The sequence below is a fragment of the Wolbachia endosymbiont of Nomada ferruginata genome (assembly GCF_001675785.1).
In the GTDB taxonomy this organism is placed as follows: Bacteria; Pseudomonadota; Alphaproteobacteria; order Rickettsiales; family Anaplasmataceae; genus Wolbachia; species Wolbachia pipientis.
This window is the reverse complement of sequence record NZ_LYUY01000015.1, coordinates 1-16,693: the sequence shown is the minus strand read 5'-3', so window position 1 is coordinate 16,693 and position 16,693 is coordinate 1. Positions and strand designations below refer to the sequence as shown.

The 16,693-nt window shown below is 35.0% G+C and carries 17 protein-coding genes, 3 pseudogenes and 1 riboswitch; of the genes and pseudogenes, 8 read left to right on the top strand and 12 right to left on the bottom strand.

Annotated elements, in window-relative coordinates; genetic code table 11:
- On the bottom strand, nt 1-1,040 hold a 1,040-nt coding region (locus BA053_RS01740; protein WP_065106687.1), incomplete at its 3' end, for an MFS transporter.
- Nucleotides 1,041-1,229: 189 nt separating this feature from the next.
- Here BA053_RS01740 and BA053_RS01735 point away from each other — a divergent pair.
- From BA053_RS01735 to BA053_RS06600, 4 genes and pseudogenes are all read left to right on the top strand, one after another.
- Nucleotides 1,230-1,796 (top strand): hypothetical protein, encoded by a 567-nt coding sequence (locus BA053_RS01735; RefSeq protein WP_065094865.1) that lies wholly within the window; start codon nt 1,230-1,232, stop codon nt 1,794-1,796.
- Nucleotides 1,797-1,867: 71 nt separating this feature from the next.
- On the top strand, nt 1,868-2,080 hold the full coding sequence (locus BA053_RS01730) for a hypothetical protein (protein WP_065094866.1): 213 nt from the start codon (nt 1,868-1,870) through the stop codon (nt 2,078-2,080).
- Nucleotides 2,058-2,243: a hypothetical protein gene (locus tag BA053_RS07945; protein ID WP_065106686.1), complete on the top strand. Its 186-nt coding sequence runs from the start codon at nt 2,058-2,060 to the stop codon at nt 2,241-2,243. Before BA053_RS01730 ends, BA053_RS07945 begins: the two co-directional genes overlap by 23 nt.
- Nucleotides 2,224-3,471: pseudogene (locus BA053_RS06600) on the top strand (IS4 family transposase). The gene BA053_RS07945 and the pseudogene BA053_RS06600 overlap by 20 nt, the downstream one beginning before the upstream one ends.
- Before the next feature lie 210 nt (nt 3,472-3,681).
- Here the strand turns inward: BA053_RS06600 and BA053_RS01710 are convergent.
- Nucleotides 3,682-3,999, bottom strand: a complete 318-nt coding sequence (locus BA053_RS01710; RefSeq protein ID WP_065094874.1) for an ankyrin repeat domain-containing protein — start codon at nt 3,997-3,999, stop codon at nt 3,682-3,684.
- 399 nt (nt 4,000-4,398) lie between these two features.
- On the opposite strand from BA053_RS01710, the pseudogene BA053_RS06595 reads away from it, so the two are divergent.
- Nucleotides 4,399-5,697 (top strand): annotated as a pseudogene (locus tag BA053_RS06595) (IS4 family transposase).
- Between the two features lie 368 nt (nt 5,698-6,065).
- On the opposite strand, the gene BA053_RS01685 reads toward BA053_RS06595, so the two are convergent.
- Entirely contained in the window at nt 6,066-6,572 is a 507-nt protein-coding gene (locus tag BA053_RS01685; protein ID WP_255356230.1) for a hypothetical protein, read from the bottom strand.
- Between the two features lie 548 nt (nt 6,573-7,120).
- On the opposite strand from BA053_RS01685, the gene BA053_RS01680 reads away from it, so the two are divergent.
- Both BA053_RS01680 and BA053_RS01675 read left to right on the top strand, forming a co-directional pair.
- Nucleotides 7,121-8,221 carry an ATP-binding protein gene (locus BA053_RS01680; protein ID WP_065095374.1) on the top strand — a complete coding sequence of 367 codons (1,101 nt, stop codon included), beginning with the start codon at nt 7,121-7,123 and terminating at the stop codon, nt 8,219-8,221.
- A gap of 547 nt (nt 8,222-8,768) precedes the next feature.
- Nucleotides 8,769-9,767, top strand: coding sequence for a pyruvate dehydrogenase complex E1 component subunit beta (locus BA053_RS01675; RefSeq protein WP_012673123.1), 999 nt, complete (start codon nt 8,769-8,771; stop codon nt 9,765-9,767).
- Here BA053_RS01675 and BA053_RS01670 read toward each other — a convergent pair.
- Nucleotides 9,743-10,117 carry a TrbC/VirB2 family protein gene (locus BA053_RS01670; protein WP_006279664.1) on the bottom strand — a complete coding sequence of 125 codons (375 nt, stop codon included), beginning with the start codon at nt 10,115-10,117 and terminating at the stop codon, nt 9,743-9,745. The genes BA053_RS01675 and BA053_RS01670 overlap by 25 nt on opposite strands.
- A gap of 130 nt (nt 10,118-10,247) precedes the next feature.
- Between BA053_RS01670 and BA053_RS07145 the strand changes: the two genes are divergently transcribed.
- Nucleotides 10,248-10,412: a hypothetical protein gene (locus BA053_RS07145; protein WP_156518026.1), complete on the top strand. Its 165-nt coding sequence runs from the start codon at nt 10,248-10,250 to the stop codon at nt 10,410-10,412.
- Nucleotides 10,413-10,471: 59 nt separating this feature from the next.
- Here BA053_RS07145 and BA053_RS07140 read toward each other — a convergent pair whose 3' ends face one another.
- The 8 genes and pseudogenes from BA053_RS07140 to BA053_RS01645 all read right to left on the bottom strand — a co-directional run.
- A complete protein-coding gene (locus BA053_RS07140) occupies nt 10,472-10,627 on the bottom strand; it encodes a hypothetical protein (RefSeq protein WP_156518025.1) in 156 nt (51 codons plus the stop codon).
- Nucleotides 10,608-10,787, bottom strand: a complete 180-nt coding sequence (locus tag BA053_RS07135) for a hypothetical protein (protein ID WP_156518024.1) — start codon at nt 10,785-10,787, stop codon at nt 10,608-10,610. Before BA053_RS07135 ends, BA053_RS07140 begins: the two co-directional genes overlap by 20 nt.
- Nucleotides 10,788-11,145: 358 nt before the next feature.
- Nucleotides 11,146-12,942, bottom strand: a complete 1,797-nt coding sequence (gene lepA, locus BA053_RS01665) for a translation elongation factor 4 (RefSeq protein ID WP_065094869.1) — start codon at nt 12,940-12,942, stop codon at nt 11,146-11,148.
- 75 nt (nt 12,943-13,017) lie between these two features.
- Nucleotides 13,018-14,412: a malonyl-CoA decarboxylase gene (locus tag BA053_RS01660; protein ID WP_065094868.1), complete on the bottom strand. Its 1,395-nt coding sequence runs from the start codon at nt 14,410-14,412 to the stop codon at nt 13,018-13,020.
- Nucleotides 14,413-14,648: 236 nt separating this feature from the next.
- Entirely contained in the window at nt 14,649-14,813 is a 165-nt protein-coding gene (locus BA053_RS07605; RefSeq protein ID WP_156518128.1) for a hypothetical protein, read from the bottom strand.
- A 70-nt stretch (nt 14,814-14,883) separates the two neighbouring features.
- The gene (locus tag BA053_RS01655) at nt 14,884-15,576 is read right to left on the bottom strand and encodes a thiamine diphosphokinase (protein WP_065094867.1); all 693 of its coding nucleotides are present in this window, start codon (nt 15,574-15,576) and stop codon (nt 14,884-14,886) included.
- Nucleotides 15,557-15,832, bottom strand: coding sequence for a SemiSWEET family sugar transporter (locus BA053_RS01650; RefSeq protein ID WP_006280002.1), 276 nt, complete (start codon nt 15,830-15,832; stop codon nt 15,557-15,559). The genes BA053_RS01655 and BA053_RS01650 overlap by 20 nt, the downstream gene beginning before the upstream one ends.
- Nucleotides 15,821-15,923, bottom strand: a riboswitch (TPP riboswitch). Its footprint overlaps the gene before it by 12 nt.
- Nucleotides 15,924-15,999: 76 nt before the next feature.
- Nucleotides 16,000-16,626 (bottom strand): annotated as a pseudogene (locus BA053_RS01645) (SPFH domain-containing protein); the annotation flags it as partial.
- Nucleotides 16,627-16,693: the final 67 nt, after the last annotated feature.

Sequence of the window (16,693 nt, the reverse complement as noted above, 5' to 3'; positions counted from 1 at the left end):
GAGATATTGCGTGATAAGCTCACACCACTAAATCTAACATTGGTAGGAAAGAGTTCAGATGCAACTATTCCTATAGGATTTATACCCCTTTCTATTATAGAAAGAGCCATTACACTAAGCATAATTATAAGATAACTTTTATAGTAGTATGCAGTAGATAACACAGGACAACACAGTACCATTGTGATCACTGTAAATAAGATTGCAGTGCGCTCTTTTCCTACTTTATCAGCTAACATTCCGAGCGCTATTGAAGATACCGGCATTAATATACTGGTTATAATGAGCACAATTTCATTGACATATGTTGTTACATACGTCTCAACCGACACTATTTCTTTTGCAATTGTTCGAAGAAATATGGTAAATCCAACAGCAACATTAACAGGTACAGATATTAAAACGGCAAGTAACAGAGCTCTCTTGTAGCGTTTTATAAGCTCTATTATTGGCAAATCAGATAAATTCCTTTGTTTTCGACTTTCTTCATATGCTGGAGTTTCTCCTAATGTGTATACACTATATGCGCTGATTAACCCCAAAACAAATGAAAAAGTAAACGGCAACCTCCAACCCCAAGCGTTAAAATCAGTGTTTTTTTTGCAGATGATCACTACAATCACAGAGAGCAAGATGCCAATGGAGCGACCAAAACTTATTATTCCAAAAAACATTCCTAGTTTTTTCTTATTAGGTAAATGCTCTATGAGATAAACAGAACTGCCTCCTTGTTCAGCGCCAAGCGCAATCCCTTGTGTCACATGGATTGCAAGAAGCAATATAGTGGAGGTTATACCTATTTCACTATAACCTGGAATAAACGCAACGAGACTAGACGGAATCGATATTAGCAAGATAGCGATTGTTAATGCCATTCTCCTTCCATACCTGTCACCAATGTGACCAAATATGAATGCGCCAAGTGGCCTTACCATAGCACCCAGTCCTGCAATTCCAAACAATTGCAGTATGCTGTAGTAAACATCTTTTGCACAACAAAACTCTCTACTAATTATGTTAACCAGATCGATAAAGAGCATATGGTCATACCATATTGCGATTCTGCAGAGAATAGCTGATATCAACACCCTTGTTTGCACTAAATTCAATTCGTAAATGTTTGCTTATTCTATTCTGGCTGCTTTTTGGGATTTTGCAACCTAAGGTGTGGGTTGACTTTTTTATTATGGTGTGTGAAACTAAAATGTTATTAACATAGGGACAAAGTTATGGTGGGTGTAATTTATTTAGCGATGCTAGGCGTGGCAGCAATAATAGGAGCTATAATAGGCACTTTAATAGGTCTCTTACTAAGTTTCACTAGTCTTTCACCTCTGATAATAGGCGGAACTGTTGGAGCCATCTATGTAGTGCCATTAATTGCAGCTTTCATAACAATTCTTTTGTATCCAATTCCATATGAGCGTCATAGCGGGTTAACATTAAAAGAAACTGCGTGTCTAGCTGGCTTGTTTATTGGAAGTGTTGCAGCCGGAGTTGGCCTTGTTGCATGTGGCTTGACTCCAATAATTAAAGTAGATTCTTTATCGTCTTTATCAACTACAGTTAGTTCTTTGTTAGCTATGGGAGCTACAATACCAGTACTTCTGATTGCAACTGCAATTGGAGTAGCTATTGTAATCGAGCTTGCTGAGCAAGCTAAGGAGTACATATCAGGTAAAATAATGCAAGCAGAAAAAGAACCTGTGACTGATACACATGAAGAACCAGGCTCTAAAATGGAAGAAACAGAAGAAGAAAAAACTGCTGGAAATGGGTGGAAAGTACCTACGTAAACTGCTTTTTTTATTGAAAAATTTAGAAAGATGTTGTAAAATTGTTATAGTAGTAGATTTTGGTAAAACATATGGCAGATTCAGGTATTAACATTAGCGAAAAAGTTTTAAAGAATCTTACTCGCTTGGCTAAAGTGAAAAACCAATCAGTTCAAGAGCTAGCAGAGGGGTTTATACAAGAAGCGATTGAACATGAGGAAGATATAGCGATAGTCAAACTCGCTATCCAACGTGACACCCGAAATGCAAAATTCATCAGGCATGAAGACATCAACTGGGGATAAGTACCTAATCTGTTATGAGGAAAATGTAGTTCACGAAGATATTCCAAGTCACACTGCCATTAAGTTAAGGAAAAAAGATAGATTTTATGGGATAATGATGTATACCAATAAGTTTAAAGGTAGTATGAGTAAAAAAGGCAGTAATAAAATTTATTCAAAATGAATTGGCAAGTCTAGAATTTATAGAATCCCATAAATCATCTTCAAAAGATTTTATGAGAAAGAGGAAGTTATCTTTTATTGACATATTTATCTTAATTTTAAGAAAAAGTGTAAAGTCGCTGCAAGTAATACTAAACGAATTTATTTTATATAGGAAAAAAGACTATACCGTTACTGCTAGTGCTTTTAGTCAAGCAAGAAAAAAAATGAAACACAGTGCATTTTCAGAAATTAACGAAGGTGTGGTTTCCTTGTACTACCAAGACCAAAAATTTAAAACTTGTTTTGGCTTTAGAGTGTTAGCTCTTGATGCCTCCAAAATCATTTTACCAACAAGCGTTGAAATAAAAAATGAATTTGGCTCAAGAAAAATACGTAACCAAAAACCAAAAGATTTAGGTGATTATGCAAGTGCAACCTTTGCGGTTTGTTATAAATAATGTTGCCATAAGGTCAGTGTTAGATAGAGGTAACACTCATGAAATTAACTTAGCAGATAAAATGCTTAAAGTTGTAAATACTAATGACTTACTGATTTGTATATTTATCTTATAAATTTCTTTCTAGCCTTACAAAAAGAAAAATTGCTTATGTCATTCGATGTCCCAGATCATCTTTTAATGAAGTGAATGCTATGTTTGAAGAAAAAAGCCCATCTAGTGTTGAGGTTACCATATGTGCTCAGCGTAAGATAAAACAAGAAAATAGTGGAATAACGCTTCAAAGTGGTACTGCCATCTGGTGAAATTGAAGTGTTAGCTACATCATTAATGGATGAACAAAAGTTTCAAACTGGAGGATTTAAGGAGTTATATTTTTTACGCTGGGGAGTTGAGACATTTTTTGCAAAACTCAAAGGAAGACTAAGTCTAGAAAATTTTACAGGAAAAAGTGTTGAGTCTGTTAAACAGGATTTTTGGTCAGCTATCATTATTAGCAACCTAGAAAGTGTTATGACAGAAGATGTAGAAGAAGCGTTGAATATGGACTTAACCGATGATAAGCTTAAGAGGAGCATTAACAAATCTGTCTCATTTAACGCGATCAAAAACTTGGCTTTCGACATTTTTGCTACGGAATCAGATACTGACTGCATTATGGATCAATTATCAAAGCTATTTTTGATGAACACTTTGGCGGTAAGAAAGGGAAGGAAAGTTGATCGTCATAAGGTACCTTATCTTCGTTCGTTCAATTACCAAAAAAGGGTTAGAAAACACATATTTTGACTAGAGGTAGTATTCATATCTTCTGATAATAACTGGGTAGCTTATTGCCATAGCTCCTGTAAAATGACTTCTAAACAAACTATTTCTTAAGTAATTTACACTTCAGAGTTTATCTGCTTTAAAGTTTACTCTATTCTGTTTCAGCATTTGTCATAAATCCTTAATTATTTCTGACTTTTTAGTTCAGTTTTTAACCATTCTTTCCTTAACTTAATGGCAGTGGACCTCAGCCCCTTTCTCCAGTAGAAGATTAACTAATTCTAAATTACCTTTTTCTGCAGCATAATGCAGTAATGTATTACCTGTATTATCTTTGTACTTTACAAAAAAAGCTACTATCTCTGATCTATTGCGGGAATTTGCTAATTCAAAAGGTGTTAATCCATCCTCGTTCTTAGCATTAATACTAGTCCCTTCCTGTACTAGCTTTTTTACCTCTTCATAATTATTGTTGTTAACAGCTAAGTGCAGAAGGGTATTGCTATGATTATCCCTTCCCTCTATATTTATGAAATGTTGAAATAACATTACCTTACCCCCTAATACGTTTTGATTGAAGTGAATAAAAAAAACACCTTAGATCCTAATCCATAACCCCTCAACATTAGTAATTATATTTTGAGCATAATACTCCATCTTTAAAACTTGTCAACCCCTATTTAGAAATTTTTTATGGAATAATTTTTGATGAAAGTCTTCAATAAACTATTGCTAATTTAGCAATATATGCTGTTAAAAACTTAAATGATACAACCATTTCCAGCGCCCAAAACCGCTACCCGTGAAAATAAGTTTTCTTGGAATCGTCCGGTCTGGATAACCATACGTGTCAAGTTAAGGGAAAGTGAGAGGAAAGTTAGTAGAAGGAAGGGAAAAAATAAGGTATAAGCCCTCTTAAATTTATCAAACAAAACAAGAGAACTTATAATGAACAAAATAACTCATTTATCAAAAACCCTCAACGAATTTTTTAACGAGAAAGCAGATAACAGCAACAGGCTTTGTTAAAAGAAAGAGAAAGTTGAGTGGTTCATCATTCGTAAAAGCTATAATTTTGGGTAACATAGGAGTTGAAAACTGTAGTATAGATGAAATGTGTCAACTATTAAATGAAGATTCAGTGGTAATGACAAAACAGGGTTTGGATTTTAGATTTACTGAGAAAGCAGTGGAATTTATGAAAAGAATGTATAATGAATCTTTAGTTTTATTTAAAAATAGCTTACAGGTTAATTGCAGGATTTTGAAGCAATTTAGAAGCGTTAAGCTATTGGATAGTAGCTCTACCTAATGGTATGGAGGATATATATAAAGGTTATGGTACTAGCTACAGTGGTTATGAGAGCAATACTAAGTCTGGAATAAAATTACAGTTAGTTTTCGACTACCTAAATCAGACATTAGACCAACTTGATTTAACAGAGGGAATAAGGTCCGATCAAGGTTATAGAAACCATTTAAGCAATATATCAAATGATGATTTGCTAATATCTGACTTAGGTTGCTTTGTACCAAGTTCTTTTGAACAAATTGATAAAGCTGGAGCTTATTTTGTTAGCCGTTGATACCAATATATATGATATAGAAACAAATCAAAAAATAGAGTTGTTGGAATGTTTAGAAGGTCAATCCCTTCTAGAGATGGAGGTGCTATTAGGAAAAGAAGTAAAAATTAAAGTGAGAATTATATGTCAGAAGTTAACTGAAGAACAGTCTATAATTAGAAGAAGAAGGGCCAATAAGTTAGCAAAATCACATATTTTCTCAAAAGAATCAAAAATTGCTGGATTGGTCGATATTCATAACTAACGTTCCAGAGAGTAAAATCAGCGCTGAACAAGTATTAACAATTTACAGGGTAAGATGGCAGATTGAATTATTATTTAAATTGTATAAGAGTCACATCAGGCTTGACGAACTTAAAGGCAAACCATACAGAGTATTATGTGAACTATACGCTAAATTGTGCGCAATTCTTATATTTCATGGAATAGTTGGTTGTATAAAACTGAAAGAGAATACAGAGCTGAGTTTAACAAAGGCATTCATTGAATTAAAAAGAAGGATTAGGGAGTGTTTTTAGCGTTAAGCAGCAAAATTAATAATTTGAGAATTTTCCTGAAAAAACTTACCACAGACTGGTCACAATTTTCTGTGAAAGACAGACATAGAAAAACTAGAGTATCCACCTTAAGTTCATTGAATTTTCTTACCCTTGCTTCTTAACTTGACGCGTATGGTCTGGATAACAAGGTCTTCTTTTTTCTATACTCCATATAGGAGCAGAAAGTGCCCCAGAAAAAGTACCAACCTGCCCCTACCCACTCTGAGAAGTTATTATCTTCTCTTGCTTTCAACCAAGCAATACTTATTCATACCATCTGGGTAAGGTCATTTAGCTTTCCTTAATATTAGCTATAATTCTGATCATATCTTTTAAGTGTGTAAGATAGTACTGAACGCTCAATCTAACTTATCATTGCACTCTTTATCAAAGCAAGTGCAAGCGTACAAACTGAATTTAGATTTTTCATCTACTAGATATGAACCATCTTGATTTTGAAATCTTATTTTAGTCTCCACGTTAATATGATTTACTCTGTTATTCCTCTCATCAAGTAAATATCTTTTTTTTTATCAAATTTTAATTTATAGCAGTCAATTAACTGATCATATTTTACTGAAGCTTGTATCATTAAAAAGTCATAATACAATTGTTGAGCATAATGGTATTTTTCACATCTATTACCATAGCAACTAGAATAAGTATATTCTGGATCAATTGTATAATTAAACTGAATTGTTGCTATATTTTTATCATTCTGCACGGATACTGCTTGATTTTCTTGGGTTAATTTTGAAAATTGAATTTTACCTTGCCCTAAAGTGTCAATTTTTATCTCTATGAAAATATTTTTAGTATCTGGAACTTTTGCCCATGTCATAGCTCCACCATTTTGTTCGACTATATCGGATATCTTTATTACCAAGTCTTTATAAATTTGAGCTAATGTTACTGTCTTCATTTCTTCTTGGTTGTAATATTGCTGAAAGTTATCTATTTCCATAGGTATAACATATAATCTGATTTTATAAGATATTCTACCGGGATTAAAATATCGTAAATCTTAGGCGTTATAAACAAAATTTACAGGAAAAATAAGATGATACTACTCAAAAAGGCAAACAAGACGGTATCTTTCTGGCATAAGTTAGCATTCAGCTTTACCTTTCCTTGCAAGACATTTTAGAGCTATTATGTCTTACTTCTTGAAGATACAAGTTAGCGTTTTTAACCCGAATTCTGGATTGGAGATTAAAAAAAACAAGAATATCAATAGCTTATTGTTTTAGCATTTACGATAAAGCAGTAAGCATTTTAAGATTAGTTACTAATTTAGTAAAATTCAAGACTTTCAATAATTTACCTAAAATCTAATCCAGAATTCGGGTTAATAATAAAATCTTGTTTTTTGAAAATGAATTTGGTAAACTTTAAAGATGTATGTGACAATATGGGGATATATTGTTTTTAGTATTTAATAAGTTAAAGTACGTACTTGATAATTTTTCTGAACGCTCTAATCAAGCTAAAATAGGTAAGCTAGATAAAATTATTCTTAGTTTGAAGTTGGTATAGGGTATTAAGATGAAAAAAATTGAAATTTCAGAATTACTAAAAAGAATTGCAATCTGTTTACTATGCGTGGCAACTATTGTCTCTATCGCTTTTTTGTTTGCCTATATGCATACAATGTTGCTCAGTAAAGGGTATGAGTTAGCTGCACATTATGTTAGTGAAGCTATGCCTTGTGTGTTACTTGTCGTTTTCTTTTTTATTGCTTGGTTTATATATGATAAAATATTCAGCAAACTAAAGGAAGTAGAGCTGCCTATATCAATAGAATTAGCTAATTCAGATGATAAAAGAACAACATTTGCTGATGCTATAATTGATGACCCCTTAAAACAAAGGTTGCAGATGATTTGCCGTGACCAAATGACAGAAGAAATGCACAAGCTGTTTGGAAATAAAAGTATTAATTCACTAAGAGGTTACATATTACATGGCCTTCCTGGAAATGGTAAAACACTTATCGCTCGTGCAATTGCAGGTGAATCAAATATGAATTTCATAAGCATCTCAGGCCCTGATCTTATTGGAGTATATGTTGGTCATGGTGCACATGCTGTACGCGAGCTTTTTAAAGTAGCAAAAAAACATGCTCCTTGTATAGTCTTTATAGATGAAATAGATGTAGTTGCTCAAAAAAGAAGTACCGCTAATACCTCAGCTGACCATTGTCGAGAGAGTTTAACACAGTTATTAACTGAAATAGATGGATTTAAGAGCAGAAAAGATATAATAGTAATTGGTGCAACTAACCGTATCGATGATATAGATCCAGCACTTATTAGACCTGGACGTTTAGGTCAGAAGGTTCTTATCCCTAATCCAAGCATGAAAGCGAGACAAAAGATATTGGAACTTTATATGCGAGGTACAAAAGCCGATAAAGAGTTAAACCTTAGAAACATTGCAGAAAAGACTGAAGACTATTCTGGGGCTAAGTTAGAGCAATTAGTAAATGAGGCAAAAATGTGTGCTGTTGAGGAAAGACGGTCTAAGATTAGTGAGAAAGATTTCGATCACGCGCTTCGCGGGTTAAGTTCAGAACAAGAAAGAGAGAGAATAAGGTTGGTTTCAAACAGGGAGACACAGACAGAAGAAACTTCTTTTATACGGTAAACATAAAAATTGAAATTATAGAAGTGTAGCTGAGCCAACCTTCGTTATTCTTATTATTACCCACAAATAAAGACATGGTATTGCATTTACTCAAATAATTTAATTTTATTAACCTGAAAGCTTATTGGATTAAAATTATTAAATTAAGAGTTATAATTTTAGCAACTAAAAGCTGTAAATTGCACCATATAAACAGTTATTTCAAGCAAAAGTTATACTGACCTTAGCCAGAAAAAGTGGTGGAAAAGTTAGGAATGTTTTTTACAAAAAAAGACAGTATCAATAAAAAGGATTTTATTCTATTTGAAATATAAAATTATCATGTATTTTTCTGTTATTCCCAAGTGAATTATTATTAACTTAGCAGTATATATTATTAAAAACACAAGCAATACAATCATTTTTAGCAACCAAAACCAGCAAGCGTGAGAAGATTTTTTTTTGGAATGAGTTGGTCATGATGTTTGTAAAACTTAATTTGTACACTTTACTTATCCCCAGTAATTCTGATATAGTTACTTTAGTTAAAGTCTATAAAAGTTTATAAATGGCAACCTTAAGTGTAAGAGAAGCTTTATGCACAGCAATTAGAGAAGAAATGCAAAACGACTCTGATGTGCTTATCATGGGTGAAGAAGTTGCAGAGTATGATGGTGCTTATAAAGTAACGAAAGGATTACTGAAAGAGTTTGGAGAAAACAGAGTAGTTGATACGCCTATTACCGAACATGGATTTGCTGGCCTTGCTGTTGGAGCGGCATTTGCTGGATTAAAGCCAATAGTCGAGTTTATGACTTTTAATTTTTCTATGCAAGCTATTGACCAAATTGTGAATTCCGCAGCAAAAACAAATTATATGTCAGGCGGACAACTTGGATGCCCTATAGTATTTCGTGGACCAAATGGCGCTGCAGCAAGAGTTGCTGCACAACATTCTCAATGCTTTGCAGCTTGGTATTCGCATATACCGGGGTTAAAAGTAATAGCACCCTATTTTGCCTCCGATTGCAGAGGTCTGCTTAAAGCTGCAATTCGTGACCCTAATCCGGTAATATTTCTAGAAAACGAAATAGCTTATGGACATGAGCATGAAGTTTCTGACTCTGAGCTATCAAACAAAGATTATCTACTTGAGATAGGCAAAGCTGCTGTTATACGGGAAGGAAAGGATGTAACTATCACTGCTTTTTCATTAAAATTAATGGATGCCTTAAATGCAGCAGATTTACTTTCGAGTGAAGGTATAGAAGCTGAAGTTATTGACCTCAGAACCTTAAGACCACTTGACACTCAAACTGTTATTAACTCTATTCAGAAGACTAATAGGTTAGTTAGTGTAGAAGAAGGATGGCCATTTGCAGGAATAGGAGCAGAGCTGTCAGCCGTTGTTATGGAACAAGGATTTGACTACCTTGATGCTCCAGTTGTACGTGTAACTGGCAAGGACATCCCCTTACCTTACGCTGCAAATCTAGAAAAAAAAGCATTACCGCAAGTGGAAGATATAGTTGAAGCCGTGCATCAGGTCTGTTTTAGAAAAAAATAGTTCTTTTTTGTGTCTCCTGTTCCGCATTGGTCCATCAAAGAAGTATTTCCAGTGCCGCCTATACCACCCATTACTTTTATGACGATAGTTTTAGCACCGAAAAATACAGCACAAAATATACCGAGTGCAAAAAGAGCTGGCCATGGCATTCTACCAAATATCGCAAGCAAAGCTGCACCTATTATCACTACGGTCATAAGCGGTCCGCCTATTCCCCAAACGTAGCCAATAATGTTACATATTACTTGAGCAGTTGTATCAGTATTAGTGTCAGCGGCAGCACTCCCAACATGAGAAAAAGAAATAAATAATACTATAAAAAGAATATTAAAAACTTTCCTAGGGTTCATCTCTATACCTTAAATTTAGATATTGCAATTATACCTAAAATACTATAATTTTTAGTAAAACTAGCATAAAGATTGAATAACAAACAGTGCCACAAAAGTAGTTGACACACAACTGCACGAACATTGTAATATGGCACGATATCACATAGTAAACGATGTCATCCCAGTGCCCAGACTATTTGGATCCAGGAAACTTAACTCTACACCAAGTAAATGTACAATAAGAACTAGATTCCAGACTGGAATGACACCCTACTTAACCGTCATACCGCGATTCATTCGCGGTATCTCTTAGCATAGATCCCGCTAACACGTAGCGGGATGACAGCAATCCTACGTCATACCGCCGCGGCGCTAACAAGAGATCCCGCTGCGGGATGACGAGGTCAGGGTGTCATGAAAGTAGCTGACACTGGTTTCCATCCAAGACAGCAGTAGCCCCTTCGGTGTCATTCCAGTGCCCAGACACTGGTTTCTATCCAAAAGGGTGTCATCCCAGTGCCCAGACACTGGGATCCAGGAATTTTATTAAGTTGGTAAGCATAAAAGTGTTATGTAAAATACAACGTTCTTGATGGGATTGCGTGAAATGCTGGATCCCAGTGTCAAGCACTGGGATGACAAAAAAAGGAGCACTGGCATGACACCTCTCTTGGACTCTTTTAGCCACAAACATTAAGAAATTTACTAAATGAAAAAAAAGGCAAAAGAAGCCCCGTGGTGCGAGTTTTGACTCTATATTACTGTAAGTGGCGCTGTAATAATGTGCTAACGCTTAAAATAAGCGCGATTTGGCTGAATGTAGAAAAAATTTAAAAGACATGCAGCCGCTATAATTTTATGTAATCCGCCAATAAATACTCTGAGTTTTTTACTGAATTTTTGTTGTTGAACCTGCGCAGATCAAAAACAAGTTTTGAGTCATAAATACCCTTAATACTACAATAAGGGGGCTGGCGGAGTTTGTCAAGTAAGTTTTTTCGTTTCTAACGGTTGTTGCCAAAAACTATACAAGAAGTCTTTTAAGATCAATCACTTATCTTCAAGGCTTGAATAAAAGCATTCTGTGGAATATTTACGTTCCCTATAGAATGTAACCTTTTTTTACCTTTCTTTTGCTTTTCAAGTAGTTTCATTCTTCGCGTTACATCTCCACCATAGAGTTTAGCTGTTACATCTTTTCTATATGGATTAATCGTTTCTCTGGCAATAATTTTTCCACCCACTGCCGCTTGAATCGCGATTTTATATTGCTGACGTGGTATTAAATCCTTCAAGCGTGCACATATTTCACGCCCCCTTTTTTCTGCCCTACTTTTGTGAACGATACAAGCCAGTGCATCTACGGGCTCTCCATTAATTAAAAAGCTTAATTTATCTATTTGGCTTACCAGATAGCTGGAAATTTCCCAATCCAAACTTGCATATCCTTTGGAAATTGATTTTAATCGATCATAAAAGTCAAAAACAACTTCAGACAGTGGTAATTTATATCTTAACAATGCTGTTGTTGTGTTACCAATGTAAGATAAATCCTCCTGTTCTCCCCTCCTTTCTTCACATAGAGATAGAATCTCTCCCAAGTATTGGTCAGGGACCATTATGGTTGCGGTAATCCATGGTTCTTCCACAATTTCAATTTTCGTTGGATCTGGCATATCACTTGGGTTATGAATATTCAAAACTTCACCACCTCGTGTTGTAACCCTATATATAACACTCGGTGCAGTTGCTGTTAGGTCTAAATCAAATTCTCTCTCGAGCCTTTCTTGAATAACTTCAAGATGCAACATTCCCAAAAAACCACAACGAAATCCATAGCCTAGTGCATTTGAAGTTTCAGCCTCGAAGGTAAAACTTGCATCATTTAAATGTAACTTTTCTAGAGCTTCTCTTAGATATTTAAAATCATCCGTTTTATGAGGAAAAATGCTACAAAATACCACAGGATGCACTTCTTTAAATCCAGGAAGTGCTTTACTACAAGGTCTCTTTTCCTCAGTGATAGTGTCCCCTACCTTGCAGTCTGCTACTTCCTTCATTGAAGCAGTTATAAAACCAACTTCACCCGCTGAAAGTTCACCCGTCATCACTTTTTTAGGGGTGAAAATACCGATATTATCTATCTGATATGTAGCATTATTAGACATCATAACAATTCTCATGCCTTTTTTTAGCACTCCATTTTTAACTCGCACTAAAATTACCACTCCTAAGTAAGTGTCATACCAACTATCAACTAAAATTGCTTGCAGTGGAGCATTTACATCACCTTGAGGAGCTGGAAGTTTTGCCACTATTGCTTCAAGTACATCTTTTATTCCAAGTCCAGTTTTTGCTGATATTAAAACTGACTCACTTGCGTCAATACCGATTATTTCCTCAACCTGGAGTTTTACCCCTTCTGGATCTGCAGCAGGAAGATCAACTTTATTGAGCACAACTATTATTTCATGATTGTTGTCAATAGCTTTATATACATTTGCAAGGGTTTGTGCTTCAACGCCCTGGCTACTATCTACCACTAAAAGTGAACCTTCACATGCGGCTAAGCTTCGGCTTACCTCGTAAGAAAAGTCAACGTGACCTGGGGTGTCCATGAGATTTAGGCAATATTGATTACCGTCATTTGCCGTATAATTGAGTTTTACTGTCTGTGCCTTAATTGTAATCCCACGTTCGCGTTCTATATCCATTGAATCGAGTATTTGATTGATCATTTCTCTTGCTTCAAGGCCGTTACATTCCTCTATTAAACGGTCAGCAAGCGTTGACTTACCGTGGTCTATATGCGCTATTATTGCAAAATTTCTTATGTTGTTCATTTATGGCTATTTTATTTAAGTAGAACCATTTTACATTTTAAGTGTTGTGAGGGCAATCCTTTATTAAGAGACTATTTACTCCTTCAACATAGACGACACTTTTTTCGAGCAGGAAATCACTTTATTAATCATATAATTCTCATGATTATTATCTATTTTAGGCAACTCATACAGATAATTCACCATCATTCCAGCCGACTGACTAATACCCTTTTCAGAAGTATCCGCCATCCAGTTTAATTGTTTTATCGATGCACCATTGCTTAAATGAAAATGCGCCACCGGATCATAAGCATTCCCATTACTATTATTCACTTTTAGTAAATAATATGCACATAGTTTAAGCATGCATTGTTTAGTTTCATTTATACATTCAACGTTAATTTTTAATTGCTCTGCACTTTCTAAAATTTCTGCACTAGATTGTTTTATATTTAGTTTGCCCAATAAAGTGACATCTTGGTTTAGATTGTTTTTTAGCCATTTCGTAAAGCCAGGTATTGGAGAAAGAGTTGCGTATGTTTTTATACTTTTAAATTCCTGTGATAGCTTTTCTACAACCCTTTTGATCAAAAAATTACCAAGGCTGATTCCAGATAACCCTGCTTGAGTATTTGATATTGAATAGAATATAGCAGTGCTCGCACTACTTGGATCATTTGAAGGTACCGACTCATCTAAAAGGTGTTGAATACTATCTGCAATCTTATCCACCAATGCAACCTCTACAAAAATTAGAGGTTCGTTTGGTATCTTGTAATGAAAAAAAGCAAAACAGAGACCCAGCCTGTTTTTTAAGTCATCCCAAGAGGAAATTTTATGCACAGCTTCATATTTTATAAGTTTTTCTAGCAATGATGCAGGTGAATCCCAGGTGATTTGACGAAGATCAAGTAGATCAACATCAACCCAAGTATAGAGTATATTTTTTAATTCGTTCTCTAGTGGATTCAAGCTTCTATATTGGTTCTTTAGCTTAAGCACGTCAGAACGCATATCAACAATAAACTTAAGGCCTTCTGGTAAAGAAATAAATTGCTTCAATATTTTAGAACGCGGTGATTCAAGAATTTTTATTAAATCCTGTTCAAATTTATAGTTTAACTCGGGATCTTGGTTTTTCTTATACTCTCTAATTTTCTCATCTATTTCCGCTTTATTCGGATTAAATTTTTCTGCCAGGGTTTGTAGAAATTTTATTTTACCTTTCTCTGATAAGCTCAAGTACAGGTTACCAAGAGATACAGCGTTCTTACGTGCTGAAACCTCCCCTCCCTTTGGGTTTAAGCACTCGTTCATCTTCAAGACTAAACTATCGATATCGCGACTGTTGCTTAAATCAGGACTGATGTTACCAATCCACGATCTTACAGCATCTGCCACTCCACCTAGTATTTTAAAAAAGCTTCCTACCGCCTTTTTGTCTTCAACTTTCACTATATCAGTTTTTACCAATGATTCTTTTGTCATAGATTACCTTTATTATACATGGCTAATGCAAGTCAGTACGTCATACCGCCGCGGCATCTCAGCCGCTAACAAGAGATCCCACTAGCGGGATGACGGTTGTCGATAAACCCAAGTTATTTTAGCTACATATAGCTTAAGTTAAAAGAAAATTTAGCTACATAGCAGGCACTATTACTAGATTATTAATAATTCAGTAATACAATAGACTTCTTGCACTACCTCCCAAGCCACAACTGTCATTCAGTAGAAACGAAAAAACTTACTTGACAAACTCTGCCAGCCCCCTTATTATGATAGTTAAGCAATTCGTCATCCCGCTGCTTGTTAGCGGCTGAGATACCGCGGCGGTATGACGTAGGACTGCTGTCATTCAAGTAGCTGAAACTGGAATGACACGTCATAAAGGAACCAGTGTCAGCTACTTGGATGATACCTTTTTTCTACTTAGTTTGGGTTATGCAAGAAGTCTATTTACTTCTTAACTTGACGCACATGATGTCTTGCAGCATCATCTACTGTCTCTAAATAAATCATTGCTAGACATATACCACTGTGTACTTCTACGGATACCTTATTGCCTAAACTTCGATTAAAGCAAGAATTTTTTCCCGGAAAAGCAAAATTACTAAGGTGCAGTTCCCATTTTAATCCTTTAGTTGATATTTGAGCTCTCGGTATACCAAGTAAAGATATTTTAGTATTTTTTGGCAAAGAAAAAAAATGGGTAATACCTTTTTGTAAAGTGTAACCTACCATGGGAGGTGAAGGTGTGTAAAAGATACTGCCCGTACTTAGAAAAATGTTAATATTCTGTAGTATGTGATCAATTGCTCCTCCAGTAATACCCGTTACTATTGATGGCAATAACTTTACTGTTTTTAAGTGAGCCATTGCTTTAGAAAAGTCGCAATAATCTTGATCAGGTAGATATATCGTATTCAAATTAGCACGTAAATCCAGATTTACGCTATCCAAATCTCCTACTACAAGATCAGGTTTTACGCCAATTGATAGAAGCTTGTTTGCTCCTCCATCTACAGCAATAATAGGTATATCTCGTTTAAAAAACGATGAGCTCGGTATTTTTCCATTTAGCACTACAATAGAACGATATTGTTGTTGTGTACTGCAGTGCAGCACATGATCATGGTGCAGGTTTTGCATCGTAGTAACATTTTTGAATAATTGATATTATGCTAATCACTAATCCAGCAATATTGCTAAGCACCACAAAAATTGAGCTCTGGTAAAGACCATAGCCAATCCAAGACAATGAACAAATAAGATAGTTTACTAACATTAACATCGATACATCACGAGTAACTTTAGTGATATATGCTTTATATACTTGAGGTGATAATCCAATTAGAGATGCAATTAACGCAATGAAGCCGAAGCATTCTTCAATATTTATATACATACATTTTCCTACGCTTGCTTTAACAATATCAGGTTCAAAGGGTTGTACTTTATGTACTCTCAGCTTTTCTAGAGCACCCCTAATGCGTGTAATTTATAACATCATTTAGTCTATTAATCAAGAAATTAATAGTGACTTGCATTTATGAAACCCAATCGGCTTCTATGCTAATTATTATCCAAACTAATCGTCGGTTGTGCATCTTGCTCAGAGATTAGGGCAACCAGCAAATTATTTATCAATTGAACCTTTTGCTTGCCATCTAATTGTAAGCTTTTGTTTTTTTCAAAATGAGCTATTACTTCCTCGATAATTCCTATTGCGTTTTGCACTATAAGCCTTCTTGCCGAAGTGATAGCATGTGCTTGTTGGCGTCTTAGCATTACCTGTGCAATTTCAGATGAATATGCCAGATGCGATATTCTCGCTTCTGTAATCTCAATTCCTGCAATATCTAATCTTTGTTGTAACATTGACCGCAATTCATCTGAAATTTTATCAGAATTTTTACGTAAAGATTCCTCATCGCTTTCGCTATCATACGGATAATTGCTTGCTAATTCTCTTATTACTGAGTCACTTTGTACAAAAACAAATTCGTGATAGTTGTTAACATTATAATACGCCTTTGCAGGACTGCTCACTCTCCAAACAATCACTGCTGAAATCTCTATTGGACTTCCATTGGCATCATTCACTTTTATTTTTTCTGTGTTGATATTCTGAAATTTTAGGGAAACTATATATTTGCTTGAAAAGGGAAGCGTTACACATATTCCAGACTTAGAGGTTGTCCGGAAACAAGTAAATTCAAGCATATTCCCTCTTTAACATAACCCTACTCATAGCTAGGTATATGAA